The 25,492-nt window shown below is 72.9% G+C and carries 25 protein-coding genes and 1 pseudogene; 19 read left to right on the plus strand and 7 right to left on the minus strand.

Features of this window, described 5'->3' with window-relative positions; translation table 11 throughout:
• Window positions 1–24 precede the first annotated feature (24 nt).
• Complete coding sequence (locus Sm713_RS30595) at window positions 25–447, minus strand: hypothetical protein (protein WP_212913218.1); 423 nt, start codon at window positions 445–447, stop codon at window positions 25–27.
• 669 nt (window positions 448–1,116) lie between these two features.
• Between Sm713_RS30595 and Sm713_RS30600 the strand changes: the two genes are divergently transcribed.
• The 7 genes from Sm713_RS30600 to Sm713_RS40845 all read left to right on the plus strand — a co-directional run bounded on the left by Sm713_RS30600 (window position 1,117) and on the right by Sm713_RS40845 (window position 6,120).
• Window positions 1,117–2,055 carry an MIP/aquaporin family protein gene (locus Sm713_RS30600; protein WP_212913219.1) on the plus strand — a complete coding sequence of 313 codons (939 nt, stop codon included), beginning with the start codon at window positions 1,117–1,119 and terminating at the stop codon, window positions 2,053–2,055.
• A gap of 317 nt (window positions 2,056–2,372) precedes the next feature.
• Complete coding sequence (locus tag Sm713_RS30605) at window positions 2,373–2,759, plus strand: cell division protein SepF (RefSeq protein WP_212913220.1); 387 nt, start codon at window positions 2,373–2,375, stop codon at window positions 2,757–2,759.
• Between the two features lie 150 nt (window positions 2,760–2,909).
• Window positions 2,910–4,115 (plus strand): AAA family ATPase, encoded by a 1,206-nt coding sequence (locus Sm713_RS30610; RefSeq protein WP_212913221.1) that lies wholly within the window; start codon window positions 2,910–2,912, stop codon window positions 4,113–4,115.
• Window positions 4,112–4,492: a nucleotide pyrophosphohydrolase gene (locus Sm713_RS30615; RefSeq protein WP_212913222.1), complete on the plus strand. Its 381-nt coding sequence runs from the start codon at window positions 4,112–4,114 to the stop codon at window positions 4,490–4,492. Before Sm713_RS30610 ends, Sm713_RS30615 begins: the two co-directional genes overlap by 4 nt.
• 216 nt (window positions 4,493–4,708) lie before the next feature.
• Window positions 4,709–5,188 carry a DUF6099 family protein gene (locus tag Sm713_RS30620; protein WP_212913223.1) on the plus strand — a complete coding sequence of 160 codons (480 nt, stop codon included), beginning with the start codon at window positions 4,709–4,711 and terminating at the stop codon, window positions 5,186–5,188.
• Window positions 5,189–5,373: 185 nt separating this feature from the next.
• Complete coding sequence (locus Sm713_RS30625) at window positions 5,374–5,661, plus strand: hypothetical protein (protein WP_249416796.1); 288 nt, start codon at window positions 5,374–5,376, stop codon at window positions 5,659–5,661.
• 258 nt (window positions 5,662–5,919) lie between these two features.
• Window positions 5,920–6,120 carry a hypothetical protein gene (locus tag Sm713_RS40845; RefSeq protein ID WP_249416797.1) on the plus strand — a complete coding sequence of 67 codons (201 nt, stop codon included), beginning with the start codon at window positions 5,920–5,922 and terminating at the stop codon, window positions 6,118–6,120.
• Between the two features lie 46 nt (window positions 6,121–6,166).
• Here the strand turns inward: Sm713_RS40845 and Sm713_RS30635 are convergent, their stop codons facing one another.
• Complete coding sequence (locus Sm713_RS30635; protein WP_212913224.1) at window positions 6,167–6,331, minus strand: hypothetical protein; 165 nt, start codon at window positions 6,329–6,331, stop codon at window positions 6,167–6,169.
• Between the two features lie 180 nt (window positions 6,332–6,511).
• On the opposite strand from Sm713_RS30635, the gene Sm713_RS30640 reads away from it, so the two are divergent.
• Complete coding sequence (locus Sm713_RS30640; protein WP_212913225.1) at window positions 6,512–6,802, plus strand: hypothetical protein; 291 nt, start codon at window positions 6,512–6,514, stop codon at window positions 6,800–6,802.
• A 168-nt stretch (window positions 6,803–6,970) separates the two neighbouring features.
• Entirely contained in the window at window positions 6,971–7,894 is a 924-nt protein-coding gene (locus Sm713_RS30645) for an LLM class F420-dependent oxidoreductase (RefSeq protein ID WP_212913226.1), read from the plus strand.
• 200 nt (window positions 7,895–8,094) lie between these two features.
• Here Sm713_RS30645 and Sm713_RS30650 read toward each other — a convergent pair whose 3' ends face one another.
• Window positions 8,095–8,904, minus strand: a complete 810-nt coding sequence (locus Sm713_RS30650) for an MBL fold metallo-hydrolase (protein ID WP_249416798.1) — start codon at window positions 8,902–8,904, stop codon at window positions 8,095–8,097.
• A gap of 446 nt (window positions 8,905–9,350) precedes the next feature.
• Complete coding sequence (locus Sm713_RS30655; protein ID WP_212913227.1) at window positions 9,351–9,719, minus strand: VOC family protein; 369 nt, start codon at window positions 9,717–9,719, stop codon at window positions 9,351–9,353.
• Between the two features lie 238 nt (window positions 9,720–9,957).
• On the opposite strand from Sm713_RS30655, the gene Sm713_RS30660 reads away from it, so the two are divergent.
• The 5 genes and pseudogenes from Sm713_RS30660 to Sm713_RS30680 all read left to right on the plus strand — a co-directional run.
• Window positions 9,958–11,613 carry a 3' terminal RNA ribose 2'-O-methyltransferase Hen1 gene (locus Sm713_RS30660; protein ID WP_212913228.1) on the plus strand — a complete coding sequence of 552 codons (1,656 nt, stop codon included), beginning with the start codon at window positions 9,958–9,960 and terminating at the stop codon, window positions 11,611–11,613.
• Window positions 11,610–14,222 carry a polynucleotide kinase-phosphatase gene (locus tag Sm713_RS30665; protein ID WP_212913229.1) on the plus strand — a complete coding sequence of 871 codons (2,613 nt, stop codon included), beginning with the start codon at window positions 11,610–11,612 and terminating at the stop codon, window positions 14,220–14,222. Before Sm713_RS30660 ends, Sm713_RS30665 begins: the two co-directional genes overlap by 4 nt.
• Window positions 14,223–14,625: 403 nt before the next feature.
• Window positions 14,626–15,864 carry an arginine deiminase gene (locus tag Sm713_RS30670; RefSeq protein ID WP_212913230.1) on the plus strand — a complete coding sequence of 413 codons (1,239 nt, stop codon included), beginning with the start codon at window positions 14,626–14,628 and terminating at the stop codon, window positions 15,862–15,864.
• Window positions 15,865–15,991: 127 nt separating this feature from the next.
• Complete coding sequence (gene argF / locus Sm713_RS30675) at window positions 15,992–17,002, plus strand: ornithine carbamoyltransferase (RefSeq protein ID WP_212913231.1); 1,011 nt, start codon at window positions 15,992–15,994, stop codon at window positions 17,000–17,002.
• Window positions 17,003–17,586: 584 nt separating this feature from the next.
• A pseudogene (locus Sm713_RS30680) lies at window positions 17,587–18,360 on the plus strand (glycosyl hydrolase family 5); the annotation flags it as partial.
• Between the two features lie 183 nt (window positions 18,361–18,543).
• Here Sm713_RS30680 and Sm713_RS30685 read toward each other — a convergent pair.
• Complete coding sequence (locus Sm713_RS30685) at window positions 18,544–18,990, minus strand: ATP-binding protein (RefSeq protein ID WP_249416799.1); 447 nt, start codon at window positions 18,988–18,990, stop codon at window positions 18,544–18,546.
• Between the two features lie 358 nt (window positions 18,991–19,348).
• Here Sm713_RS30685 and Sm713_RS30690 point away from each other — a divergent pair, with 358 nt between their 5' ends.
• Genes Sm713_RS30690 through Sm713_RS30705 form a run of 4 tightly spaced genes read left to right on the plus strand, consistent with a single transcriptional unit; the run spans window position 19,349 to window position 23,332 of the window.
• On the plus strand, window positions 19,349–20,176 hold the full coding sequence (locus tag Sm713_RS30690; protein WP_212913233.1) for an enoyl-CoA hydratase family protein: 828 nt from the start codon (window positions 19,349–19,351) through the stop codon (window positions 20,174–20,176).
• Window positions 20,161–22,578: a bifunctional salicylyl-CoA 5-hydroxylase/oxidoreductase gene (locus tag Sm713_RS30695; RefSeq protein ID WP_374196094.1), complete on the plus strand. Its 2,418-nt coding sequence runs from the start codon at window positions 20,161–20,163 to the stop codon at window positions 22,576–22,578. Before Sm713_RS30690 ends, Sm713_RS30695 begins: the two co-directional genes overlap by 16 nt.
• A gap of 53 nt (window positions 22,579–22,631) precedes the next feature.
• Entirely contained in the window at window positions 22,632–23,012 is a 381-nt protein-coding gene (locus tag Sm713_RS30700) for a thiol-disulfide oxidoreductase DCC family protein (RefSeq protein ID WP_212913234.1), read from the plus strand.
• Window positions 23,009–23,332, plus strand: a complete 324-nt coding sequence (locus tag Sm713_RS30705; protein ID WP_308293201.1) for an SCO0607 family lipoprotein — start codon at window positions 23,009–23,011, stop codon at window positions 23,330–23,332. The genes Sm713_RS30700 and Sm713_RS30705 overlap by 4 nt, the downstream gene beginning before the upstream one ends.
• Before the next feature lie 129 nt (window positions 23,333–23,461).
• Here Sm713_RS30705 and Sm713_RS30710 read toward each other — a convergent pair whose 3' ends face one another.
• Window positions 23,462–24,223: a dioxygenase gene (locus Sm713_RS30710; RefSeq protein WP_212914963.1), complete on the minus strand. Its 762-nt coding sequence runs from the start codon at window positions 24,221–24,223 to the stop codon at window positions 23,462–23,464.
• Window positions 24,224–24,364: 141 nt separating this feature from the next.
• Window positions 24,365–24,934: a TetR/AcrR family transcriptional regulator gene (locus tag Sm713_RS30715; RefSeq protein ID WP_212913235.1), complete on the minus strand. Its 570-nt coding sequence runs from the start codon at window positions 24,932–24,934 to the stop codon at window positions 24,365–24,367.
• 94 nt (window positions 24,935–25,028) lie between these two features.
• Here Sm713_RS30715 and Sm713_RS30720 point away from each other — a divergent pair, with 94 nt between their 5' ends.
• Window positions 25,029–25,454, plus strand: coding sequence for a nuclear transport factor 2 family protein (locus Sm713_RS30720; protein WP_249416800.1), 426 nt, complete (start codon window positions 25,029–25,031; stop codon window positions 25,452–25,454).
• The last annotated feature ends 38 nt before the right edge of the window (window positions 25,455–25,492 follow it).

A 25,492-nucleotide genomic window follows, 5' to 3' on the forward strand; every position in this document is an offset into this window, starting at 1 on the left:
CGGTTCTCCTCCTCACGTCTCGCGTCACTCGTAGATGTAGACGGGCAGCATGCCGGAATCGAGGTTCCCGATCGCCGAGAAGGCCGCCGGGGTCAGGTCGATCACGCGGTTGGTGCGGCAGGCGCCGTTGCAGCAGGTGGCCTCGCCGCAGAAGCTCTTGGTGCGCGGGCCGCAGTCGGAGACGGTCACGCACACCGTGGCCCCCGAGCACTGGTGTCTGACGTTCATCACCGAGCCGCAGCCGCGTCTCGGGATGCTCTCGCCGCACAGGTCGGGCCGGGTGATGTCGAAGCACGATTGCGAGGCGTTGGGCCAGGCGGCCTGCGCCTTGCTGGACTGGCAGGTGCCGCAGGCACCGGTTCCGGCGCTGCCGCAGGGGCCCCAGGCGCTGCCGCAGCAGAACCAGGTGCTCTCACCGGCCCAGAGGCTGGTCGATCCGCAAGCCATGTCGCTTCCCTTCACTGTGGAGCGGTCCGCCCTCGACACCCGGTCCGTTTGGGAGCCGCCTACCGGGGCGGGCCGTAGTGGACTGATCGTGGACCGGCACACGGCATGCGGCGCACACGGCCGCCATCCCGGTCCGGGGTGGCGGCCGCGCACCGGCTTCGGAGGTTTCGTCGATATTTCATGTTCATGACAACTCCGTGCCGCGCGCGGTGCAGGCGCGGGAGCGGTACGGGGCTGCCTCGTCGGCGAGACCTCCTGCATGTGCCGGGTGGGACAGATGCGTCGGCAGTGCAGGTGGAGCACGCCCATCATGCTCGCTTCTACGCGCGTCCGCCAGGGTTCCGGGGCATCCGGTGGAGAGCAGCCGGAAAGCGCCCCTCCGGGCGTTCCGGGGGCCGAACGGCAGGGGGGCTTCGCCGCATGCGCACCCGCAGGGTGCTCTGTCGGCCGTCGGCTGCCGGCTGCCGGAGTCCGGCCTTCGCCACCCCCGTACGGGTGTGCCGGGGCCGGCGGATCCGGGGGCGCGGCGCGGCTCGCGAGGGCGGTGCGGCGCCCGGTCGACTGGGGGTCAGAAGCTTGCCACGAGCGCGTTCGCAGGGGCCCGGCTGCGGTTGCGGGGCCCAAGGGGCCGCGTTACCACGGGATGAGTTCCCTTATCTGGGAGGCGGTATGGCCGTAGAAATCTCGCCCCTCACCAAAGGCGCAGGGCTCAAGGCGCGGGGCGGACTCCTGGGTGAACTCCTCGCAGAGTTCCTGGGCACGCTCATCCTCATCTCGTTCGGTGACGGTGTGGTGGCGATGGCCGTCGCCGCGCTGCCCGGATCGGGACGTACGGAAGGGCCCACCACCTTCTTCCTGGGAACGGGCGACTGGCTGCTCGTCACCTGGGGATGGGCCTTCGCCGTCACCTTCGCCGTCTATGTCGCCGGCGGCGTGAGCGGCGCGCACATCAACCCCGCGGTGACCCTGGCACTCGCGGCACGCCGCAAGTTCTCCTGGGCCAAGGTGATTCCCTACTGGGCCGCCCAGGTGGCAGGCGCCTTCAGCGGGGCGGCCCTGGTGTACGCGGTGTACCACAGCGCCATCCACGCCTTCGACTCAACGATCAAGGCGCCGAAGACCGACGGGCACACCCTCCAGACCTTCTCGATCTTCGCGACCTTCCCCGCCCCCTACTTCCACGGCGGGATCTGGGGACCGCTGGTCGACCAGATCGTGGGCACCGCGTTCCTGGTGCTCTTCATCGTCGCCCTCATCGACCTGCGGAACACCGCCGTCAAGGCCAACTTGGGGCCGCTGCTCGTCGGCCTCGTCGTGGCCGCCATCGGCATCTCGTACGGTGCCAACGCCGGGTACGCCATCAACCCGGCACGCGACTTCGGCCCGCGTCTGCTGGCGTATGCGGAGGGCTGGAGCAGTCTGGCCTTCCCAGGCAACATGCCGGGCGCCTTCAGCGCGTACTGGTGGATCCCGATCGTCGGCCCGCTGGTGGGCGGCCTGGTCGGCGTCCTCGTCTACGACCTCTTCATCAGCGACACGCTCCACGCCCGCGCTCAGCTGGGGGAGGAACTGGAAGTCGGCCGGACGAGGCCGACGACCGAGGACTAGGCAGTGGGGGAGCCGCGGGCCCACGAAGAGCCGCCGGACACGGCCCAGGCCTCGCGCGGGCCCGCGTCCCGGACCCTCGGCCCCGGCCCTCCGACCCGCCTCCGGCAGCGGGCACCTCGCCCGGATTCGCGCCGATCGGCGCTGCAGACCGCCTTCGGATCTCACCGGCCACCGGCACGGACGCGGGTGCGTCCGTGCCGGTGGCCGTTTCGCGTGCCCGGCGAGGCCGTGTCGCTGTTGGGCCGATCGAGTGAGGACGCGTAACAATTGGCCGGTGAGCGGGAGACAGCGAGTGCGTAGCGGGACGGGGTGGGGCAGTGAGCGGTCACGACGCCACCGATGAACAGTGGGAAGGGCTCGCCGAGGTCGTGCCGCTGCGCAGCGGCGAGGCCTGGCCGACCTGGCCCGGCCGCCCGGCGACCCCCGCGGCCGAGGCCGAGACGCAGGCCCGCCGCCGCTTCGTGGTGCTGCGGGTCAACGTCTTCGCCGACGCCCGCGAGGTCGCGGAGACCCTGATGGCGCAGGTGCCGGTGCTGCTCGACCTGACCGGCGCGGAGACGGACGTCGCCAAGCGGGTCCTGGACTTCAGCAGCGGGGTGGTCTTCGGCCTCGGCAGCGGGATGCACCGGGTCGACCGGAACGTCTTCCTGCTGGCGCCGCCCGGCACCGAGGTGAAGGGTCTGGTGACCGGCGCGGCCGGCTGAGACCGCGCCCGCCATCCCGCTGCCGGCCGAGACCGGGAACGCGACACCGCACCGGCCGGCCGTCAGCGAAGCGTTCGCCGCGTCCCCCGATCGAAGGAAGTGCGGGCAGAGGAACGGTTCATCCGATCATCTGCTCCCTACGGTCCTGGCATGACCGCACCCGTCGTTCGCCACGCGGCATCCGGCAGTGCCGGCCGCGCCCCTGCCGCGCCTGCCGTCGTCCCGGCCGCCCGGCGTCCCTCCGAGACCCTGCGGCCGATGCTCACCGAGCTGAGGCTCGCCGCCTTCGCGGGGCACCGGAAGACCGCCGTACGGCTGTCTCCGGTGACGCTGCTCGCGGGGCCCAGCGGCAGCGGGAAGTCCACCGTGCTGCGGGCCGTGGGGGCGCTCGCGGGGCTCGGCGGGGGCGCCCCGCTCGCGGAGGCGTTCCCCGACGCGGCGGCCTGCGTGCCGGAGCGGGCCTGGACCGGGCCCGGCCCGCGGGGCTTCCGGATCGGCTGCACCGCGGAAGGCCCGGCGGGCTCCGTCCGGCTCGACCTCGCCGTCCAGGCGGAACCCGTCCTCCGCATCGTCGGCGAACGCCTCACGGCCGACGGCGTGACGCTGCTCCGCACGGGGCTGAGCGCCCCGTCGCGCAGCGTGCTCGCGGCCGCCTGGCACACCGGCGGGCCCGCGCCGGTGACCTGCGACCCGTTCCCGGACGACCGGCTGGGCACCCCGCTGCTGCCGCTGCGGGTGGCCGGGCGCACCGCGGCGCAGCGGCAGGTGCTCGCGGCCGCGGAGCAACTGGTGGTCGCCCTGCGCTCGGTCTTCGCCTGCGACCCCGGCCCGGAGCGGATGCGCGCACCCTCCCCGCCGGCCGGTGGCCGGCTGCTGAGCGACTGCGGCAACCTCGCCGAGGTGCTGGGCCGCACCCGCAGGGAGTGCGGACGCCGGCACGCCCGGCTGGTCGCGGCCGTCCGTGCGGGCTGCGCCGGGCCGGTGCACGACCTGCTCGCCCGGCGGCTCGACGACGGCACCGTCCGCGCCGAGCTGGTACGTGACGGCGGCGTCGCCACTCCGCTGGAGCGCCTCGCCGACGGCGAGCTCCGCTATGTCGCCCTCGCCCTGGTGCTGCTCACCGGGCCGGGTGTCCTCGCGGTGGACCCCGCCGCCGAGGTGCCCGACGCCTACCAGACCCTCACCGTCCTCGCCGACGGCCTCGACCGGTGCCTCGACGAGACCCAGACCCGTGAACTCGCGCGCCTCGCCGACGAGATGTGCGCACGCGGCCACATCAGGCTGCTGGCGGCCGTGCACACCCCCACCGCCGCCCGGGAGTCCGCCTCGGCCGCGGTGGTACACCTGAAGCCGTGACGGACACCTCCTCCGGGCCCGGCCCGCGCCCTCTCGATGTGGCATCCCTCCAGCGCCGGCTCGCGGACTTCGCCGCGGCGCGCCGCTGGGAGCCCTACCACACCCCCAAGAACCTGGTCTCCGCGCTGAGCGTGGAGGCCTCCGAACTCGTTGAGATCTTCCAGTGGCTGACGCCCGAGGAGTCGGCGCGGGTGATGGACGACCCCGGGACGGCGCACCGCGTCAGGGACGAGGTCGCGGACGTCCTCGCCTATCTGCTGCAACTCTGCGAGGTGCTGGGGATCGACGCCCTCCATGCACTCGACGCCAAGATCGACCGCAATGAACGGAGATTTCCCGTGCCGCGTGATTCCGCCCCACCTCGCGGTGATTCGTAAGCCGATGGGCCGTCAACGCGGTGCCACATCCCCGGGCTTCGTCACTCTCCGGAGTTACTACCTTATCAACATTGGATTTTCTGTCCACAGATTTCGGGTTTCCTCTGGCTTTTCGTCCCAAGGGGCTTCACTCTTAGTAGTGGGACGCAGGTAGGAGTTGAAGAGCCGCGCGAGGCACGGTGACGAGGAAGACCTCCAGGAAGACGGGGACGGCGGATGGACGCGGTGCAGCTCATCGGATTGGGCAGGCGCGCACTGGCACAGAGCCAAGAGGTCCCGGACATCATGGCCGAGGCCTGGCAGGTACAGGCCCTATCGCAGGCCATCGGCAGCAGGCTGGCGGTCGGGGGGCCACCAGAGCTGCGGGGTGAGGCGCTGGGGCTCAGCGAAGTCGGCGGCAGGGGATGCGGAGCCCTCGGTACGCCGGCCTTCAAGGTCGAGGAGATCCGCGCCAGCCATCTCTCCGAGATAGGGGACGCCCGGCACACCCTCCTGGAACTCGGCGTGATGCTCGGCGAGCTGGCGATCGCCCTCGTCGGCATCGCATGCTCGGCCGAGGAGGACGGCATCTACTGGCAGTGCATGGAGGCCATCGACGCGGCCGACGAGGCCCGGGACAGGGTCGTCGAGATGCTCCGCAAGCTCGCGGCCCGGGAGGAGAGCCTCCCGGAGCCCGATTCGGCGGGCGCGCCGTGAAGGCGGGGTAGGCACCGGCCGGGCGGCGAGCGGTAGTTCCTCGTCGTGCAGGTCCGCCAGGCTCTGCAAGACCTGGCCAGCGCTTGCGCAGTCATGTGTGGATTGCAGTCCGTCTCCGGGAGGGGTGCACCGTCCAGTTCCTCGTGGGCGACCCGGACTCCGAGGTCACCAGGAACCGGGAGGTCGTGGAGGCCGTCCCCCTCGCCGTGACCACGCGCATCCGGATCACGCTGGACGAACTGTCGAAGATCCCGAACGACGCCGGGGTCCAGGCTCGTTTCAGTGACCAGCACATCGCGTTGTCCGTGTTCACCTTCGATGATCAGATGTTGGTCACGCCGCATCTGCCGTCTCTCCTGGGCCGTGAATCGCCCATGCTCCACCTTCGCCGGCTCACGGATGACGGCCTGTACGACCGCTTCGCCGGGCATGTGGACGCCCTGTGGGCCGACGGCCGCCCTGTGACCGTCTGAGAGTCGTGTGGCGGTCAGCTAGAGGAGGTGAGCCGGATGCCTGGCCCTGTACCCAACCGAGAGGCCGACCTGGCTCGCCCCCGCGAGCGCAAGGGCGGCGATCAGCAGTCCGTGACCAAGGGCGTGATGCGACCGGTGAAGGTCCCGAACGCGGACGGGAACCGGCACCCCGATTGCGCGCCGGCTGTGGGACTCGCTGAAGGACTCCGGCCAAGCCGACTTCTACCAGGACTCCGACTGGGCCTTCGCCTACTCCCTGTGCGAGGACCTGTTGTACTGCAAGAAGTCGGCAAGCGGTCGGGTCAGATGCTCCAGACCAGCTACTCCGCGTTCCAGCACCTACTCGTCGCTGCGGGCGATCAGCGCCGCGTCCGCATCGAGCTGCAAGAACCCCCGGACGAATCGGCCTCTGCCGCGGTGGTGGCCATCGCCGACTACAAGAAGGACCTGGGGTTGTAGTACCGGCCGCACCGAGCGCTAAGGGGGGCTCAGCGCGACCGGTTGATCATTTGCGATCGGCCTTCACTTCATCGCGCACCGCGCGAACAGAGCGAATCGCAGTGATCACTTTTTGGGACAGGGTCGGAACCTGATCAAAGAGATGCCCCACAACAGTGAAGCACCCAACGATGGCCGCTGTTCCGACAGTTACCCAGCCTGCCAGTTCCATGTAGCTCCTTTCGAGTGGAGATCGGCAGGGCACTGCGCGACTGCCGCGCAGCGCGGCCCTGCCCCCCTAGGCCGGGCCGTTATGTCACCCAGCGACGATCTCCTTCTCGAACTACAAGGCCCCTTCGGCAACTTGAGTTTAGTTCCCCGCCTACCCCCTTGGGAGTCCTGGAGGTGAGCCGTGGATGCTGCACAACTCACCGAGGAGAAATCGAGCCACTGGAGCCCGAATTCCACGGGCCCCACCTGGATCCACGCAGCGGACGGCTCCTGGCTCCTGCCGAAGCGCACGCTCGGCCGGCAGATCGCCGGCTGGTGCGCCGAGCACCTGAACGGCGAGGGGTCGACCGACGACCAGCCGGTCCCCTGGAAGTTCACCAAGGAGCAGCTTCGCTTCCTCCTGGTGGTACGCCGTCAACGGCGACGGAGAGTTCGTCTACCGGACCGGCCTGCTGCAACGGTGAAGGGCTGAGGCAAAGACCCCTGCTCGCCGTGATCAGTCTCGTGGAGTTCGTCGGGCCGGTGGAAGGTGGTCGCCGGCCGGTGGCAGATCGGTGGCCCTTGGCTCGGCCGGTGGCTCCTGGTCGGCTCCGAGGGAGGAGCGTGCGGCGGCCATGGCAACGGCGTGCAAGATGGGGGCATGGATCTTCGAATTTTCACGGAACCCCAGCAGGGCGCTGACTACGACACCCTTCTGAGCGTGGCCAAGGCGACCGAGGACCTCGGGTTCGACGCGTTCTTCCGCTCGGACCACTACCTGCGGATGGGCTCCACCGACGGGCTGCCCGGCCCGACCGACGCCTGGATCACCCTGGCCGGGCTGGCCCGCGAGACCAGCAGGATCAAGCTCGGCACCCTGATGACGGCCGGCACCTTCCGCCTGCCCGGCGTCCTGGCCATCCAGGTGGCCCAGGTGGACCAGATGTCGGGCGGCCGGATCGAGTTCGGCCTGGGCGCCGGCTGGTACGAGGAAGAGCACACGGCGTACGGCATCCCGTTCCCCAAGGAGAAGATCGCACGGCTGGAGGAGCAGCTCGCGATCGTCACCGGCCTGTGGGCCACGGAGCCCGGCAAGACCTTCGACTACGACGGCACGTACTACCGGCTCGCCGACTCCCCGGCGCTCCCCAAGCCCGCCCAGGCCAAGGTGCCCGTGATCATCGGCGGCCACGGCCCGACGCGCACCCCGGCGCTCGCCGCCCGGTACGCCGACGAGTTCAACATGCCGTTCGCCTCGATCGAGGACTCCGAGCAGCAGTTCGGCCGGGTCAGGGCCGCCACCGAGCAGGCCGGGCGCGCGGCCGGCGACCTCGTCTACTCCAACGCCCTGGTCGCCTGCGTCGGCAAGGACGACGCGGAGGTCGCCCGCCGGGCCGCCGCCATCGGCCGCGAGGTACCCGAGCTCAAGGCCAACGGCCTGGCCGGGACCCCGGCCGAGGTGGTCGAGAGGATGGGGGAGTACGCGGCGGTCGGCTCCGAGCGGTTCTACCTCCAGATCCTGGACCTCTCGGACCTGGACCACCTGGAGCTGATCTCGGCCGAGGTGAAGCGGCAGCTCTCCTAGCCCGTTGCCGGCTCGCCGGCCGCGGCAGGGCGCCGACGGCCGGCCTGCCGGAACCCCGGGGTCCAGGCGCGCCTGGCCGCCGTCCGGCATGCGCCCGGCCCGGGTCGCCCCCGCGGCGCCCCCGAGCCCGGCCGGGCAACCCGATGTGCGGGCGGCGCCTCGTGGGGCGGTGTGTCCCCGCAGGCGCCGCGGGGTCGCGTTCAGCCGGCGGACGTCCCGGCTACGAGGGTGCTCTCGCCGGGGGAGAGCAGGGTCAGGCGGTCCCTGAGCCCCGCGTCGGCGAAGGCCTTGGCCAGCTCTGGCGCGCCCTCGCTGAAGTGCCGCCACATGTGGAAGTGCACGGGCACCACGTGCGTCGCGTCCAGGATGCGCGTCGCCTCCACCGCCTGGGCGCCGGTGAGGGTGAGGACGCCGTCGATCAGCGCGGTCCGCGCGGCGCCGGCGAACAGCACGGCCACGTCGAACTTGCCGAAGCGCTCCGCTACGGCGCGCACGCGGTCGAGCGAGGCGTTGTCACCGCTGACGTACACCGTGGGGACGTCCACCCCGGACAGGACGAAGCCGGCGACCTCCCCGACGAGGTGCTCGGTCCCCTCGGGGCCGTGCAGCGCCGGGACCCGGGTGACCCGCAGCGTCCGGCCGTCGGGGCGCGGCAGGTCGACGTGCTCCCACAGCTCGACGGTCCGGCACGCTCCGCCCAGCCGCTCCGTGGCGATCGCCGTCGTCAGCACGAGCGGCACACGCTCCAGGTACGCGCGCCCCGACAGGTCGAGGTTGTCGACATGCTGGTCGTGGGAGAGGAGGACGGCGTCGACCGGGCCGACCTCGTCGGGACCGAGGGCGGACGGCGCGGTCTTGGCGAGCACCCGGCCCGCTCCGAGGGAGTACTCCTGGGGCGGGTCGAAGGTGGGGTCCGTGATCAGGCGTACCCCGCCGGTCTCCAGGATCGCGGTGGGGCCGCCCACCATCTCGATCCGCATCCCGTGTCCGGTGCCGTGCTGAGTGTTCATGTCGGGTGGCTGCTCCTGTGCGGCTGGGTGGGCAGCGTGCGACCGCGGGGCCGCCGCTGGCGGAGGACCGGCCGCGGGCGCCGCGGCCGGTCCTCCGGCACACCCCGATGATGCCCGCTGCCGCGGCCGGGCAGGCGCGGCCCCCGGGCCGCCCACGCAAAAGAGTCAGCGGCACGGAAGAGGGGAGCGCGCGCCGTGCGGGCGGCGGCAGCGGCCGGCGAGGGGCGTGGGGCGATACCGCCCGCGCGGGGTGCGCGGCGGGCCCCCGGCGCGGGGCGCCGCGGGACGGCGCGACGGGCCTGGAGCGCCGTGGCGGGTGCGTGGCGGGTGCTTCCTGTGTCGGGTGCCCCCCGGGCGGGTGCGTGGCGGGCCCCCGTGGCGAGCGCGAGGGGCGTCCGGCTTCCTGGCGCCAGTGCGTGGCGGGCCGTGTGCGACGGGGGAGGGTGTCAGCCGTGAGCCGTGTCGATGACGCAGAAGCGGTTGCCCTCGGTGTCCTGGAGCACGACGAAGTCGGGGTCGTCCGGGTAGAGGTCCCAGTCGACCCGGCGGGCGCCCAGCGCCACGAGCCGCTCGACCTCGGCGGCCTGCTCCGCGGCGTTCCCCGCGTACAGGTCCAGGTGGACACGCGGCCGCTCCCGCACGGGCGTCTCGCTGCGGCCCAGCGACAGCCGGACACCGGTGCCGTCCGGCGGCACCAGCACGGCCCAGCCGTCCTCGATCTCCCCGCGCGGCACGTACCCGAGGGCCCGCGTCCAGAAGGCCGCGGCCCGGCGCACGTCCGCCGCGCCCATCACCACCGATCCCACGTTCAGCATGCGCCGATTCTCGCCGCCCTCAGCCCCGGAGCACGACACCCGGGGAGCGCTTCTTCACACGGCGCCCGCGCAGGACATGCGCGCCGGACACGTACGCACGCAGCCTGCCTCCCGTGCGCGCCTGCGCGCGGCACCCGCGCAGTGGTGCCGTCACGCACCGGCGCTGAGCGTCGTGCGCAGTGGCCACGGGCCGGAAAGCCCGTAGCCACCACCGCCCGGCGCGGCGATACTCGGACAGGTGTTCTTGACGATCACCACCACCGGTACCCCTGAATGGCCCGCCACCGACCTCGGCTTCCTGCTGCACAAGCACCCCGACCACGCGCAGGCCTTCACGACGTCCTACGGCACGGCGCACGTCGTCTACCCCGAGGCGTCGACCCGGCGGTGCACGGCGGCGCTGCTGCTGGAGGTCGATCCGGTGGCGCTGGGACGGCGCGGCAAGGGCCGGGGCAGGGGCGGCGCCCCCGACGCGGCGCTCACGCAGTACGTCAACGACCGGCCGTACGCCGCGTCGTCGCTGTTCGCCGTCGCACTCGGCAACGTCTTCTCCAGCGCGATGAAGGGCCGCAGCAAGGCCAGGCCGGAGCTGGTCGCCCAGCCGCTGCCGCTGCGCGTCGAGGTGCCCGCGCTGCCCGCCAGCGGCGGCCCCGCGCTGGTGCGCCGGCTCTTCGAGCCGCTGGGCTGGCGGGTGACCGCCGATCCCATACCCCTCGACACCGCCTTCCCGGCCTGGGGCGACTCGCGGTACGTCCGCCTGGTGCTGGAGGGCGACCAGCAGCTCGCCCACGCGCTCTGCCACCTGTACGTGCTGCTTCCGGTGCTCGACGACGCCAAGCACTACTGGGTGACGTCCGACGAGGTGGACAAGCTGCTGCGGGCCGGCGAGGGCTGGCTGCCCGGGCACCCGGAACGGAACCTGATCACCAGCCGCTACCTGGCGCGCCGCTGGTCGCTGGCGCGCGAGGCCCAGGAGCGACTGGAGCTGGCACGGCTCGCGGAGGCCGACGACACGGGCGTCGAGGAGATCGACAACGCCGTGCCGGAGGAGGCGGGCGACCCCGCCGCACCCGCTGCCACGCCCGCCGGCGACGACACGGTGTGCGACCCCGCCCCGGCTTCCGTCCCCGCTTCCGCCCCCGCCGCGACCGGCACCGCCCCGGTCACCGGCCCGCCCGACGACGCCGCCCCCACCGTGCCCTTCGCCGTGCAGCGCCGTGCCGCCGTCGTGGAAGCGCTGCGTGCCGCCGGTGCGAGCCGGGTGCTCGACCTCGGCTGCGGCCAGGGGCAGCTGGTGCAGGAGCTGCTGAGGGACGGCAGGTTCACCGAGGTCGTCGGCGTGGACGTCTCCATGCGGGCGCTCGCCGTGGCCGCCCGGAGGCTGCGCATCGACCTCCCCCAGAGCAGCCCGGGCGGGATGGCCGGCGCCCGGCAGGCCGGCCGCGTGCGGCTGCTCCAGGGCTCGCTCGTCTACACCGACGGCAGGCTCAAGGGGTATGACGCCGCCGTGCTGTGCGAGGTGGTCGAGCACCTGGACCCGCCGCGGCTGCCCGCGCTGGAGCATGCCGTCTTCGCCGTCGCCCGCCCCGCCACGGTGCTCGTGACCACGCCGAACGCCGAGTACAACGTCCGCTGGGAGAGCCTGCCGGCCGGGCGGATGCGGCACGCCGACCACCGTTTCGAGTGGGACCGCGCGGAGTTCGCCGCCTGGGCGCGGAAGGCCGCGGGCCGGCACGGCTACGAGGTGCGGACCGTCCCCGTGGGGCCCGACGACCCCGAGGTGGGCCCGCCGACCCAGATGGCCGTCTTCAGCAGGTCCGAGCCGGCGGGCGCGAGCCGGCCCACGACCGCGTCCGGCACCGCTTCCGGGCCGACGACGGGACGGGCGGCATGACCGGCACCGCGGCCGAAGCGGCCGCCACCCCCGCCCGGCGCCCCCTCGCCGTGCCCGACCTGTGCCTCGTGGTGCTGGTCGGCGCCTCCGGGTCCGGCAAGTCCACGTTCGCGCGGCGGAACTTCAAGCCGACCGAGGTGATCTCCTCGGACTTCTGCCGGGGCCTCGTCAGCGACGACGAGAACGACCAGAGCGCCACCGCCGACGCCTTCGACGTGCTCCACTACATCGCGGGCAAGCGGCTCGCCGCCGGCCGCCTCACGGTCGTGGACGCCACCAGCGTGCAGCCCGACAGCCGCAGGCAGCTCGTCCGGCTGGCCCGCGAGCACGACGTGCTGCCCGTCGCGATCGTCCTGGACGTCCCCGAGGAGGTGTGCGCCGAGCGCAACGCCTCACGCGACGACCGGGCCGGCATGCCCCGCCGCGTCATCCAGCGCCACATCCGCGAGCTGCACCGCTCGCTGCGCCACCTGGAGCGCGAGGGCTTCCGCCGGGTGCACGTCCTGCGCGGCCCCGACGAGGTGGCGGACGCCGAGATCGTCCGCGAGCGGCGCTTCAACGACCTCGCCCACCTCACGGGCCCCTTCGACATCATCGGCGACGTCCACGGGTGCAACGCCGAACTGGAGGCGCTGCTCGGCAAGCTCGGCTACGTCGACGGGGAGCACCCCCAGGGGCGGACGGCCGTCCTCCTCGGCGACCTCGTCGACCGCGGCCCCGACAGCCCCGGCGTGCTGCGCCGCGTCATGTCGATGGTCGCCGCCGGCACCGCCCTGTGCGTCCCCGGCAACCACGAGAACAAGCTGGGCCGCTGGCTCGGCGGCCGCAAGGTGCGCCAGACGCACGGCCTGGCGGAGACCGTCGCGCAGCTCGGTGCCGAGAGCGAGGAGTTCCGCGCCGAGGTTCGCGGGTTCATCGACGGCCTGGTCAGCCACTACGTCCTCGACGGCGGCCGGCTCGTCGTCTGCCACGCAGGGCTGCCCGAGAAGTTCCACGGGCGCACGTCGGGACGGGTCCGCTCGCACGCCCTGTACGGCGACACCACCGGCGAGACCGACGAGTTCGGCCTGCCCGTGCGCTACCCCTGGGCCGAGGACTACCGCGGGCGCGCCGCCGTCGTCTACGGCCACACGCCCGTACCGGCCGCGAGCTGGCTGAACAACACCATCTGCCTGGACACCGGCGCCGTCTTCGGGGGCCGCCTCACGGCACTGCGCTGGCCCGAGCGGGAACTGGTGGACGTGCCAGCCGAGCGGGTCTGGTACGAGCCGGCCAGGCCGCTGCGGACCGCCGCGCCCGGGGGCGACGACGGACGCCCGCTCGACCTCGGCGACGTGCACGGCCGCCGGGCCGTGGAGACCCGGCACGCCGGGCGGATCACGGTCCGCGAGGAGAACGCCGCGGCCGCGCTGGAGGTGATGAGCCGCTTCGCCATCGACCCCCGGCTGCTGCCGTACCTGCCGCCGACGATGGCGCCCACCGCGACCTCGCGCCGCGAGGGGTTCCTGGAGCACCCGGCGGAGGCCTTCGCGCAGTACGCGGCGGACGGCGTGGCACGGGTGGTGTGCGAGGAGAAGCACATGGGCTCGCGCGCGGTGGTCCTGGTGTGTCGGAACGCGGGCGTGGCCAGGGAGCGGTTCTGGGTGTCCGGTGCGGCGGGGGCGCCGGGCGTCGCGGGCGCGCGCGACGCGGCGGGCCAGGCGCCCACCGGCGCCCTCTACACCCGGACCGGGCGGCCGTTCTTCGACGACCCCGCCGTCACCGAGGAGATCCTGCGGCGGGTGCGCGCGGCGATCGGTCAGGCCGGGCTCTGGGAGGAGCTGGCCACGGACTGGCTGCTGCTGGACGCGGAGCTGATGCCCTGGTCGCTGAAGGCGTCCGGGCTGCTGCGCACCCGCTACGCGGCCGTCGGCGCCGCCTCCGAGGCCGCCTTCCCCCGGGTGCTGGGCGCCCTGGAGGCGGCGGCCGACCGCGGGGTCGACGCCCACGAACTGCTGGCGCGCCAGCGCGGCCGGGCACGGGACGCGGCCGCCTTCACCGACGCGTACCGGCGGTACTGCTGGCCCACCAGGGGTCTTGACGGGGTGCGGCTCGCGCCGTTCACGATCCTGGCGTCCGAGGGGCGCAACCGCGCCGTGCTCCCGCACGACGCGCAGCTCGCGCTGATCGACCGCATGGTGGAGCACGACGGCAGCAGCCTGCTGGGGACCACCCGGCGGCTGTACGTCGACACCGGGGACGAGACGTCCGTACGGTCCGGGATCGACTGGTGGCTGGAGATGACGGGACGCGGCGGCGAGGGGATGGTCGTCAAGCCGGTGGAGGCGATGGTCAGGACCCAGCAGGGGCGGCTGGTGCAGGCGGGCGTGAAGTGCCGGGGCCGGGAGTACCTGCGGATCGTGTACGGGCCCGAGTACACGCGCCCCGAGCACCTGGAGCGGCTGCGGTCGCGGTTCCTGGGGCACAAGCGGTCGCTGGCGATCCGGGAGTACGCGCTGGGCCTCGAAGCGCTGGATCGGCTGGCCGACGGGGAGCCGTTGTGGCGGGTGCACGAGGCGGTGTTCGCGGTGCTCGCGCTGGAGTCGGAGCCGGTGGATCCGCGGTTGTGACGGGGGCTGTGCGTGGGCTGGGCCGGGTGTGCGCTGGGGTTGTGCGTTCGCTGCCGTCGTGGCTGTGGGTGCGCCTACTGGTTCGTTGTGGGGCGGGGCCGCGGGGGGATATCCTCCCCCAGTGCCTTAAAGGTCTGGGAGGTGCCCCCACGGTCCGGCGTCCTCCGTTGCCCGGAGGGTTCTGTGGGCCTGACGCCGGCCGCTGCGGGCGGACATCTCCCCGCGTCCCCTCGCGTCTCGTACGCGACTGCGGCCCGGTGGGGGTACGCGTTTCTCTGCCCCGCTGTCGGCTGCCGACTGCCGTATCCGTGGAGCGGGCGGGTGGGGAGAGGCAGCCCCCCCCCACCTCCCGTCCAGGCGCATGCCCGGTCGTAACCCGCGCCGCGGGGGCAGGATGGGAGGCATGGGATTCCACGTCGACTCCGAGGCCGGCCGGCTGCGCCGCGTCATCCTGCACAGGCCTGACCTGGAGCTGAAACGCCTCACCCCCAGCAACAAGGACGCCCTCCTCTTCGACGACGTCCTCTGGGTCCGCCGGGCACGCCAGGAGCACGACGGCTTCGCGGACGTCCTGCGCGACCGCGGCGTGACCGTGCACCTCTTCGGCGACCTGCTCACCGACACCTTGGACATCCCGGCGGCCCGCGCCCTCGTCCTGGACCGCGTCTTCGACGAGAAGGAGTACGGCCCGCTCGCCACGGACCACCTGCGGGCCGTGTTCGAGACCATGGACTCCCGCGAGCTGGCCGAGGCCCTGGTGGGCGGGATGACCAAGCGGGAGTTCCTGGCGGGGCACGCGGAGCCGTCCTCGGTGCGGTTCCACGTGATGGACCTGGACGACTTCCTGCTCGACCCGCTGCCGAACCACCTCTTCACCCGGGACACCTCCGCCTGGATCTACGACGGCGTCTCGATCAACGCGATGCGCTGGCCCGCCCGGCAGCGCGAGACCGTGCACTTCGAGGCGATCTACCAGCACCACCCGCTGTTCCACGGCGACCGCGCCGGCCCCTTCCACACCTGGTCGCAGGGCCAGGCGGACTACCCGTCCACCATCGAGGGCGGGGACGTCCTGGTGATCGGCCGGGAAGCGGTGCTCATCGGCATGAGCGAGCGCACCACCCCGCAGGCCGTGGAGATGCTGGCGCACAAGCTCTTCGCGGCCGGCTCCGCCCGCACCATCGTGGCCCTGGACATGCCGAAGCGCCGGGCCTTCATGCACCTGGACACGCTCATGACGATGGTCGACGGGGACACCTTCACGCAGTACGCGGGCCTCGGCATGCTCCGCTCGTACACCATCGAGCCGGGCGACGACGGCAGCGAGCTCAAGGTCACCGACCACCCGCCCGAGCACATGCACCGGGCCATCGCGGCCGCCCTGGGCCTCAGCGAGATCAGGGTCCTCACGGCCACCCAGGACGTGCACTCCGCGGAGCGCGAGCAGTGGGACGACGGGTGCAACGTGCTCGCCGTCGAGCCCGGCGTGGTCGTCGCCTACGAGCGCAACTCCACCACCAACACGCACCTGCGCAAGCAGGGCATCGAGGTGATCGAGATCCCCGGCAGCGAGCTGGGCCGGGGCCGCGGCGGGCCGCGGTGCATGAGCTGCCCGGTGGAACGCGACGCCGTGGCCCCGTGAGCCGCCCCGCTCCGAGCGGCCGGTGGCGGAGTCCGCGGCAGGATGTCCCATGGGTGCCTGTATAGAAATGTATTAGCTCGTATATAGTTCCAGTCCTGTCCAGAGACCCGTACCCCAGGAGCACCCCATGGCGACTGTCCCGGTCAAGCTCACCGGACGCCACTTCCTCAAGGAGCTGGACTGCACCGCGGAGGAGTTCCGCGGCCTGGTCGAGCTGGCCGCCGAGCTCAAGGCGGCCAAGCGTGCGGGTACCGAGACCCGGCGGCTCGCCGGCCGGAACATCGCGCTGATCTTCGAGAAGACGTCCACCCGGACGCGGTGCGCCTTCGAGGTCGCCGCCGCCGACCAGGGCGCCGCCACGACCTATCTCGACCCCGCGGGCTCCCAGATCGGGCACAAGGAGTCCGTCAAGGACACCGCCCGGGTGCTCGGCCGGATGTACGACGCGATCCAGTACCGCGGCGACAGCCAGGCGAACGTGGAGGAGCTGGCCGCGCACGCCGGCGTACCCGTCTACAACGGCCTGACGGACGACTGGCACCCCACCCAGATGCTCGCCGACGTGCTCACCATGACCGAGCACTGCAAGAAGCCCCTCGACGCGGGCCTCGGCTTCGCCTACCTGGGCGACGCCCGGTTCAACACGGGCAACTCCTACCTCGTCACCGGCGCCCTGCTCGGCCTGGACGTCCGGATCGTGGCTCCGGAGGCGTACTGGCCGGCGCCCGCCGTGGTGGCCGAGGCGCGGCGGCTCGCGGCCGAGAGCGGTGCCGTCGTCACGCTCACCGAGGACGTCGGCGAGGGGGTGCGCGGCGCCGACTTCGTCGCCACCGACGTCTGGGTCTCCATGGGGGAGTCCAAGGAGGTCTGGGACGAGCGCATCGCGGCGCTGCGGCCGTACGCGGTGACCGCGGACGTGCTGCACGCCACCGGAAACCCGGACGTGAAGTTCATGCACTGCCTGCCGGCCTTCCACGACCTCGGCACGCGGATCGGCCGGGAGATCCACGAGCGGCACGGGCTGGACTCCCTGGAGGTGACGGACGAGGTCTTCGAGTCCGCTCGCTCGGTCGTCTTCGACGAGGCGGAGAACCGCCTGCACACCATCAAGGCCCTCTTGGTCGCCACCCTTACGTAGCGCCCCGAAGGGGCGCGAGGACCCGATGTGGGGGGTATACCTCGTGTCCTCCTCCGGGTGGACGGCCCGCCGTGCAGCCGGCTCGGAGGGGTGGTGCCTGTTGTCTCCGGTCCATCTGCCGGTGTGTGGCTGGTCGCTCCCCCACTGCCTTCAAGGCGTGGGAGGTACCCCCACCCCGCGCCCCTGCGGGGCGCGGCCCCGTGTCCCCTGCGCCTCTGCCGGGCGTGGTCCTGTGTCCCCTGCACCCTTGCCGGGCGTGGTCCTGCGCGCCTGCCCGGCATGGCCCGCGTTCCCCGCGCCCTGACCGGGGCGCAGCCCCGGCTTCCCAGGGGCGCGGGGAACCGCGCGAGCACCCACGACGCGACCTGTCCGTCGCCACCGGCCCGGAGGGGCAGTCGCAGCCGTCCCCGGGTCACCGGCCCGGAGGGGCAGTCGCAGCCATCCCCGGGTCACCGGCCCGGATGGTGGTCGCCGAACCCCGCCACCGCGGGGTTGTCATGCCCCTGATTGACCTCTACAGTTCAGGGCCACCGCTATGGGAGCGCTCCCATAGCGCAACCCCCACACCACCCGGAGGGGAATCCATGACACCCCGCACCCACCCGACCCGCGCCCTGCGTGCCGCCTTGGCGGCGCTCGTGCTGGCCGTGGGCTCGCTGACCGCGGTCGCGACCACGGCGGGTACCGCCCAGGCCGACACGGAGATATGCAGCGCGTACGGCACGACGACCATCCAGGGCGCCTACGTCGTGCAGAACAACCGCTGGGGGACCAGCGAGGCCCAGTGCATCAGCGTGTCCGGCTCGGGCTTCCGGATCACCCAGGCGAACGGTTCCGCGTCGACCTCGGGGCCGCCGAAGTCGTACCCCTCGGTCTACAACGGCTGCCACTACGCGAACTGCTCGCCGGGCACCGCCCTGCCCAAGCAGATCAGCGCCATCCGCAGCGCGCCGAGCAGCGTCTCGTACACCTTCGCCGGCGACTCCGTCTTCGACGCGGCGTACGACATCTGGCTGGACCCGCAGCCGAAGAAGGACGGGGTGAACCGCACCGAGATAATGATCTGGCTCAACCACGTCGGCCCCGTGCAGCCCGTCGGCTCCCAGACGGGCACCGCCACCGTCGGCGGCCGGAGCTGGGCCGTCTGGACGGGCAACAACGGCGGCAATGACGTGGTCTCCTACGTGGCGTCCTCGGCGATGTCGAGCTACAGCTTCGACGTCAAGGACTTCGTCGACCAGACGATCAGCCTGGGCAAGGCCCAGAGCTCCTGGTACCTGACCAGCGTCCAGGCCGGCTTCGAGCCCTGGCAGAACGGCGTGGGCCTGGCCGTGAACTCGTTCTCGTCCACCGTGAGCTGATCGGCGGGCGCCCTGCGCCCTGTGTCTGGCGCCGTCGTCCGGCGGAGGTGGCTCCGTCCGCCGGACGACGGTGGCGTACGCGCGCGGGCGCGTGGGCGCGTGGTGCGCGCGACGTATGCGCGCGACGTATGCGCGTGCGCATGGAGGGGGGAGAGAGGCGCGGGGCGGCGCGCCGCCGGGTTACGCGGGGTGGCGCTGCTGCTGGCGCGGGACGCCGCAGGCGAGGGTGAACCAGACCGCCTTGCCGGTGTCGGTGGGGCGGTGGCCGCAGGAAGAGCTGAGGGTGCGCAGCAGGACGAGCCCGCGGCCGTGCTCGGACCAGGGGTCCGGCTCCTCGACGTGGCCCGGGAGGCCCAGCGAGCCGGGCGGGGAGGGGTCGCGGTCGTGCACCTCGACCTGGCAGGTTCCCGGCAGCATCGCGACGACCAGCTCTATCGGGCCCTCGGCCGCGGTGTGCTCCACGGCGTTGGCGACCAGTTCCGCGGTGAGGAGTTCCGCGGTCTCGCACTCGGGGGTGTGGTCGAACTCCGCCAGGGCCGAGCGCACCACCGCACGCGCCATGGGCACGGCGGCCGTGGTGCGCGGCAGCGCTATGCGCCAGGGGACCTGGGCGGGAGGTATGAACACGGTGTCATCCAGTCCGGGGAGCAGGTGGCCTGCTTTCAACCTTTTGAATGGTACGTGGCGTATGGGCGAACGCTCCCTGCGGGCCCACTTTGACCACTGTGACCTGGGTTTTTCGTCGGCAGTCTCCGGTTCGGGCGGCTTCCGGTGCACCTCTTCGTGCCCATCCGGTGCCCCTCGCGCGCGGGTGAGGTGCCGGTCGCGTGAGCGTCACCCTGCCCAGGCTACCGCGCTATCGCGTGCTCGTGACGGGAGTCATGAACGGGTGATAAAGTTCGACCCGATACCGCCGATCCCGTGCATGCGTCGAGCCGCCGTGCGCGTCCGCCATCCAGCCGCCCCCGTCCGAGGAGGCCGCTCCATGAGTCCCTTCGCCGGATCCGCGTCCCGTACCGAGCAGTGGCGCCACCTGCGCCTCACGGTGTCCGACGGCGTCGGCACGGTCACCCTCGCCCGTCCGGAGAAGCTGAACGCCCTGACCTTCGGTGCCTACGCCGACCTGCGCGACCTGCTCGCCGAGCTGTCGCGTGAGCGGTCGGTGCGGGCGCTGGTGCTGGCCGGGGAGGGCCGCGGCTTCTGCTCAGGGGGCGACGTGGACGACATCATCGGCGCCACGCTCTCCATGGACACGGCGGAGCTCGTCGACTTCAACCGCATGACGGGACAGGTCGTGCGGGCGGTGCGGGAGTGCCCGTTCCCGGTCCTCGCCGCGGTGCACGGGGTGGCCGCGGGCGCGGGCGCCGTCCTGGCGCTGGCCGCGGACTTCCGGGTGGCCGACCCCACCGCGCGGTTCGCGTTCCTGTTCACCAAGGTCGGGCTCTCCGGCGGCGACATGGGCGCCGCCTACCTGCTGCCCAGGGTGGTCGGCCTCGGCCACGCCACCCGGCTGCTGATGCTGGGCGAGCCGGTGCGCGCCGCGGAGGCCGAGCGGATCGGGCTGATCAGCGAGTTGACGGAGGAGGGCCGCGCGGACGAGCGGGCGCAGGCGCTGGCCAGGCGCCTCGCCGACGGCCCTGCGCTCGCCCACGCCCAGACGAAGGCGCTGCTCACCGCCGAGCTCGACATGCCGCTCGGCGCCGCCGTCGAGCTGGACGCGTCCACGCAGGCACTGCTGATGACCGGGGCGGACTACGCGGAGTTCCACGCGGCGTTCACCGAGAAGCGGCCGCCGAAGTGGCGGGGGCGCTGACGGTGGCCCCCGGCACCCGGGCGCTCGCGTCACCTGCGGGCTCTGCGGTCCGGCGGATCGCCGTGGTCGGCGGCGGGCCCGGCGGGCTGTACGCGGCGGCGCTGCTCAAGCGGCTCGACCCGGCGCGCGAGGTCACCGTCTGGGAGCGGAACGCACCCGACGACACCTTCGGCTTCGGAGTGGTGCTCTCCGACGAGACCCTCGGCGGCATCGAGAGCGCGGACCGCGAGGTGTACGCGGCCCTGGAGTCGTCGTTCGTCCGCTGGGACGACATCGAGATAGTGCACCGCGGCACGCGCGAGGTCTGCGGAGGGCACGGCTTCGCCGCCCTGGAGCGCCGCCGGCTGCTGGCGATCCTGCACGAGCGCTGCCGCTCCCTCGGCGTCGACCTCCGCTTCGCCTCCGGGGCACCGCCGGTCGACGAGCTGGCGGTGAGCCACGATCTGGTGATCGCCGCCGACGGCGCCCGCAGCCGTACCCGCACCGCGCTGGCGGAGGTGTTCCGCCCCCACGTCACCGAGCACCGCTGCCGGTACATCTGGCTCGCCGCTGACTTCGCCTTCGACGCGTTCCGCTTCGAGATCGCCGAGACCGAGCACGGCGTCATGCAGCTGCACGGCTACCCGTACGCGGCGGACGCCAGCACCGTGATCGTCGAGATGCGCGAGGAGGTCTGGCGGGCCGCCGGTCTGGCCGACCTGGACGAGCAGCAGTCCGCGGAGCGCTGCGCCAAGCTCTTCGCCACCGCCCTGGACGGCCGCCCGCTGCGCGGCAACAACTCCTCCTGGCTCACCTTCCGCACCGTCGTCAGCGAACGCTGGGCCGCCGGGAACGTGGTGCTGCTCGGTGACGCCGCCCACACCGCGCACTTCTCCATCGGCTCCGGCACCAAGCTCGCCGTCGAGGACGCCCTCGCCCTCGCGGCCTGCCTGGAGGCGGAGGAACGGCCCGGCGACGGTTCCGGGCCCTCGCCGGACGGGGACGGGAGCGCGGCGTCCGGCCGTACGGAAGAGCCGGGCCCCGCGGGCGTGCTCGCCCGCGCCCTGCGCGCCTACGAGGACGAGCGGAAGCCCGTCGTCGCGTCCACGCAGCGGGCCGCCCGGGCCAGCCTGGAGTGGTTCGAGGAGCTGGACCGCCACACCGGCCAGCCGCCCCGGCAGTTCGCCTTCAACCTGCTCACCCGCAGCCGCCGCGTCACCCACGGCAACCTGCGGCTGCGCGACCCCGGTTTCACCGCGGCCGTGGAGCGCGAGGCGGGCTGCCCGCCCGGCACCCCGCCGATGTTCACGCCGTTCCGGCTGGGCGGCCTGACCCTGCGCAACCGCGTCGTCTGCTCGCCGATGGACATGTACTCGGCAGCGGACGGGGTGCCGGGCGACTTCCACCTCGTCCACCTGGGTGCCCGGGCGCTGGGCGGCGCCGGCCTCGTGATGACGGAGATGGTCTGCGTCAGCCCCGAGGGCCGCATCACCCCGGGCTGCACGGGCCTGTGGAACGACGAGCAGGCGGCGTCCTGGCGGCGGATCGCCGACTTCGTGCACGCGCAGGCGCCGGACACCGCGCTGGGCGTCCAGCTCGGGCACGCGGGCCGCAAGGGCTCCACGAAGCTGATGTGGGACGGCATGGACCAGCCCCTGGACGACGGGAACTGGCCGGTCCTCGCCCCCTCCCCGCTGCCGTACACCCCCCGCAACCAGGTCCCGCACGAGCTGGACCGGGACGGCCTCGCCCTGGTGCGGGCGCAGTTCACCGAGGCGGCACGGCGGGCCGCGGACTGCGGCTTCGACCTGCTGGAGCTGCACTGCGCGCACGGCTACCTGCTCTCCGGCTTCCTCTCCCCGCTGACCAACCACCGCACCGACGCCTACGGGGGCTCGCTCAGCGGCAGGCTCCGCTTCCCGCTGGAGGTCTTCGACGCGGTGCGCGCGGTCTGGCCCGAAGGCCGGCCGATGACCGTCCGCGTCTCCGCGACCGACTGGGCGCCCGGCGGCACCACCGCCGAGGACGCCGTGGAGATCGCGCGGGCCTTCGCCGCGCACGGCGCCGACGCCATCGACGTCTCCACCGGACAGGTGGTCGCCGAGGAGCGCCCCGATTTCGGCCGCTCGTACCAGACCCCGTACGCCGACCGGATCAGGGGCGACGTGGGCGTGCCGGTGATCGCGGTCGGCGCCATCTCCTCGTGGGACGACGTCAACTCCCTGATCCTGGCCGGCCGCACCGACCTCTGCGCCCTGGCGCGCCCGCACCTGTACGACCCGCACTGGACCCTGCACGCCGCGGCGGAGCAGGGCTACACGGGCCCCGGCGCGGCCTGGCCGCCGCCGTACCGGGCGGGCAGCCGCCGCCCGCCCACCGGCCGCACCGACGGCCCGAGGCCGCGGCTCACGCTGGACCGCTGACGGGATTCGGGGTCGGCCGGACGGCGAGCCGGCCGGGGCGGCATGATGGAACCATGCCGACGCGACCTTTGCTCGTCTACGACGGAGACTGCGCGTTCTGCACCACCTCGGTGAGGTTCGCCGAGCGCCGCATCCGGCCGCGCTGCACGACCGTTCCGTGGCAGTTCGCGGACCTGGACGCGCTCGGCATCACCCGGCAGCGTGCCGAGCACGAACTGCTGTGGCTCGCTCCGGACGGCACCGTGCACGGCGGCGCGCAGGCCGTCTCCAGGCTCCTGATGAGCGCGGGGCGGGTGTGGGTCCTCCCGGGCGCCCTGCTCGCCGTTCCTCCCGTGCGCTGGATCGCCCACGGCGTCTACCGCCTGATCGCGAACAACCGCGAACGGATGCCGGGCGGCACACCGGCCTGCGCGATTCCCCACCGCGCGCCGTGAGCGCGCCCCAGCGTGGCCGGAGGCGCGTCGGCGGCCGGATGGGCCTCGCGGCAGGATTCGCACTCGCCTGCGTGACCGGCGCCATGCTGTCCGGCTGCTCCTCCGCGGACGCGGTCTGCGGAGGCGGCGAGCACCCCGTCATGGCCGTGGGCAGCACCGGCAGGACCTGCGTCTCCGACAGCGCCGATCCGCCCAAGCGGTACGCCGGCTACCCGAAGGGGAAGGCCCCCCAGCACGTCGGCGACAAGTGGGACACGTACTGGCGCACCCACACGGTGGATGGGTCCGGCAAGATCATCAAGGCCCCCGGTGCCCGATGACGGGTGAACAGCGGGCGATCCGCAGGTGATCCGCTTCGGCGCGATTGCGTGACCGCGTGATCGCTGATCGGCACGCATACGACGGCCGGGGACACCACCAGCGGCCGGTGCCGGCCCGCGCCCCCCGTCTCAGCCGAACTGGACCGACCGCTTCGCCAGCCCCATCCAGAAGCCGTCGATCACGCTGCGCCCGCGGTCGAGATCGCCCTCCGCCGCCCCCAGCGTCACGAACAGCGGCGCGAAGTGCTCCGTTCGCGGGTGCGCGAGTTGGCCCGCGGGAGCCTTGTGCCGGAAGTCCAGCAGGGCGTCGACGTCCCGCGAGGCCAGCGCGCGGCGCCCCCAGTCGTCGAACTCCGCGGACCAGGACGGCACCACGCCGTCCGGTAGCCGCAGCGCCGCCAGGTTGTGGGTGAAGAACCCGCTGCCCACGATCAGCACGCCCTCGTCGCGGAGCGGCGCCAGCCTCCGCCCGATCTCCATCAGCTCAGCCGGGTCCAGCGTGGGCATCGACGCCTGGAGGACGGGGATGTCGGCCTCGGGGAACATCTCCTTCAGCGGCACGTAGGCCCCGTGGTCCAGGCCCCTGCCGGGCACGTCCTGCACCGGCGTCCCGGCCCCACCGAGCAGCCCGCGCACCGACGCGGCGAGTTCCGGCGCGCCCGGGGCCTCGTACCTGACGCCGTAGTAGCGCTCGGGGAAGCCCCAGAAGTCGTAGACGAGGGGGACGGTCGCGGTCGCGCCCAGGGCGAGCGGGGCCTCCTCCCAGTGCGCGGAGATCATCAGGATCGACTTCGGCCGCGGGAGCCGCGCCGACCACTCGGCGAGCTCGCGCGTCCACAGCGCGTCGTCCGCGAGGGGCGGTGCTCCGTGCGAGAGGTAGAGGGCGGGCATGCGTTCCACTGGCGCGTTCACGGCAATCACCCCTCCGGGAGTCGCACGAGGCGACCTACTTAATTGAACTCTCAAGCAAGTGTAGGTCACGCTCCTGTCGCGAGCGCCTCCGCGTGCCGGGTGTCCGCGGCGCCGCGGGCGTTACGGGGCCGGTGGTTCCGCGAGGGTCCTGAACGCCGGGCGCAGCAGGGCCGCGATGCGCTCGGCCGGGACGCCGGCGAGCGGCTCCAGGCTGATGAGGCGGTGGCCGATGGTGACCCCCAGCAGCGTGGTGACGAGCAGGGCGGCGCGCAGTTCGGCGTCCTCGCCCGCGGGCAGGGCGGTGCCGATGCCGTCGATCTGGCGCCCGAGGACGGCGCGGGCGTGCTCGGCCACCGCCGGGTCGGTGAGCATGGAGCGCATCATCGCCAGCGCGCCCTCCGGAAGGCCGCCGAGCTTGAGGTCGAGCGTGGCCAGCAGCTGATCCACGAGCGCGTCCGCGTCCGCAGCCGCCGGCGCCGCCGGGAACATCTGCACGGCCCGGGTGAACAGCTCGCGCTTCGAGCCGAAGTACTGCATGACCAGGGCCGGGTCGACGCCCGCCGCGGTCGCCACGGCGCGGATGGTGGTCCGGTCGAAGCCCCTCTCCGCGAACAGCTCCCGGGCTCTGTCGAGGATCCGCGCCTCGGTGGCTCGGCGGCGTTCGGCGCGGGACTGATGGGGGGTGGACACCAATTCACTCTACAGCCGTTGACCGAGCCTCCGGCCGGCTTCTAGACTCGCGCCCACAGTTGGGTCAACGCGTGTTGAGCGAATGGAGTGGACCGTGCCGGATCTTCAGACCCCTGTGGACCGCACCCCCCGTGACGTGCTCGCCCGCTACTACCAGGCCATGCTCGACAAGTCCGCGGACGATCTCGCCGATCTGTACGCGGTGGACGCGCTCCACGAGTTCCCGTTCGCCGCGCCCGGCTTTCCGCCATGCTTCGAGGGACGCGAGGCCGTGCGTGCGGGATACCGGGCGGCCTGGGGCGCCAGCCCCGTCGAGGTGGCGGAGATCAAGGAGATCGCGGCCTACGAGACCGCCGATCCCTCGGTGATCATCGCCGAGCAGATCGTGGTGGGGACGCTGCCGGCCGGGCGCGGCACCCTCACCGTCCCCGGCCTGCTGATCCTGCACGTCAGCGGCGGGCTGATCCGACGCGTCCGCGACTACATCGACGGCTCTGCGGCGTCCGGTGCCAGGGGGTGAACGCGGATCCGGCGGGGGCGCCGTCAGTCGTGCCGAAG

Source organism: Streptomyces sp. TS71-3 (assembly GCF_018327685.1).
GTDB lineage: Bacteria > Actinomycetota > Actinomycetes > Streptomycetales > Streptomycetaceae > Streptomyces.

Excerpts from the sequence above, each read along its gene's own strand:
- Sm713_RS30700 (WP_212913234.1), top strand. The coding sequence starts at position 22,632 with ATGCCGACGCGACCTTTGCTCGTCTACGACGGAGACTGCGCGTTCTGC.
- Sm713_RS30690 (WP_212913233.1), top strand. The coding sequence starts at position 19,349 with ATGAGTCCCTTCGCCGGATCCGCGTCCCGTACCGAGCAGTGGCGCCAC.
- Sm713_RS30610 (WP_212913221.1), top strand. The coding sequence starts at position 2,910 with ATGACCGCACCCGTCGTTCGCCACGCGGCATCCGGCAGTGCCGGCCGC.
- Sm713_RS30620 (WP_212913223.1), top strand. The coding sequence starts at position 4,709 with ATGGACGCGGTGCAGCTCATCGGATTGGGCAGGCGCGCACTGGCACAG.
- Sm713_RS30650 (WP_249416798.1), bottom strand. The coding sequence starts at position 8,904 with ATGAACACTCAGCACGGCACCGGACACGGGATGCGGATCGAGATGGTG.
- Sm713_RS30635 (WP_212913224.1), bottom strand. The coding sequence starts at position 6,331 with ATGGAACTGGCAGGCTGGGTAACTGTCGGAACAGCGGCCATCGTTGGG.
- Sm713_RS30595 (WP_212913218.1), bottom strand. The coding sequence starts at position 447 with ATGGCTTGCGGATCGACCAGCCTCTGGGCCGGTGAGAGCACCTGGTTC.
- Sm713_RS30600 (WP_212913219.1), top strand. The coding sequence starts at position 1,117 with ATGGCCGTAGAAATCTCGCCCCTCACCAAAGGCGCAGGGCTCAAGGCG.
- Sm713_RS30665 (WP_212913229.1), top strand. The coding sequence starts at position 11,610 with ATGACCGGCACCGCGGCCGAAGCGGCCGCCACCCCCGCCCGGCGCCCC.
- Sm713_RS30655 (WP_212913227.1), bottom strand. The coding sequence starts at position 9,719 with ATGCTGAACGTGGGATCGGTGGTGATGGGCGCGGCGGACGTGCGCCGG.
- Sm713_RS30670 (WP_212913230.1), top strand. The coding sequence starts at position 14,626 with ATGGGATTCCACGTCGACTCCGAGGCCGGCCGGCTGCGCCGCGTCATC.
- Sm713_RS30710 (WP_212914963.1), bottom strand. The coding sequence starts at position 24,223 with ATGCCCGCCCTCTACCTCTCGCACGGAGCACCGCCCCTCGCGGACGAC.
- argF (WP_212913231.1), top strand. The coding sequence starts at position 15,992 with ATGGCGACTGTCCCGGTCAAGCTCACCGGACGCCACTTCCTCAAGGAG.
- Sm713_RS30645 (WP_212913226.1), top strand. The coding sequence starts at position 6,971 with ATGGATCTTCGAATTTTCACGGAACCCCAGCAGGGCGCTGACTACGAC.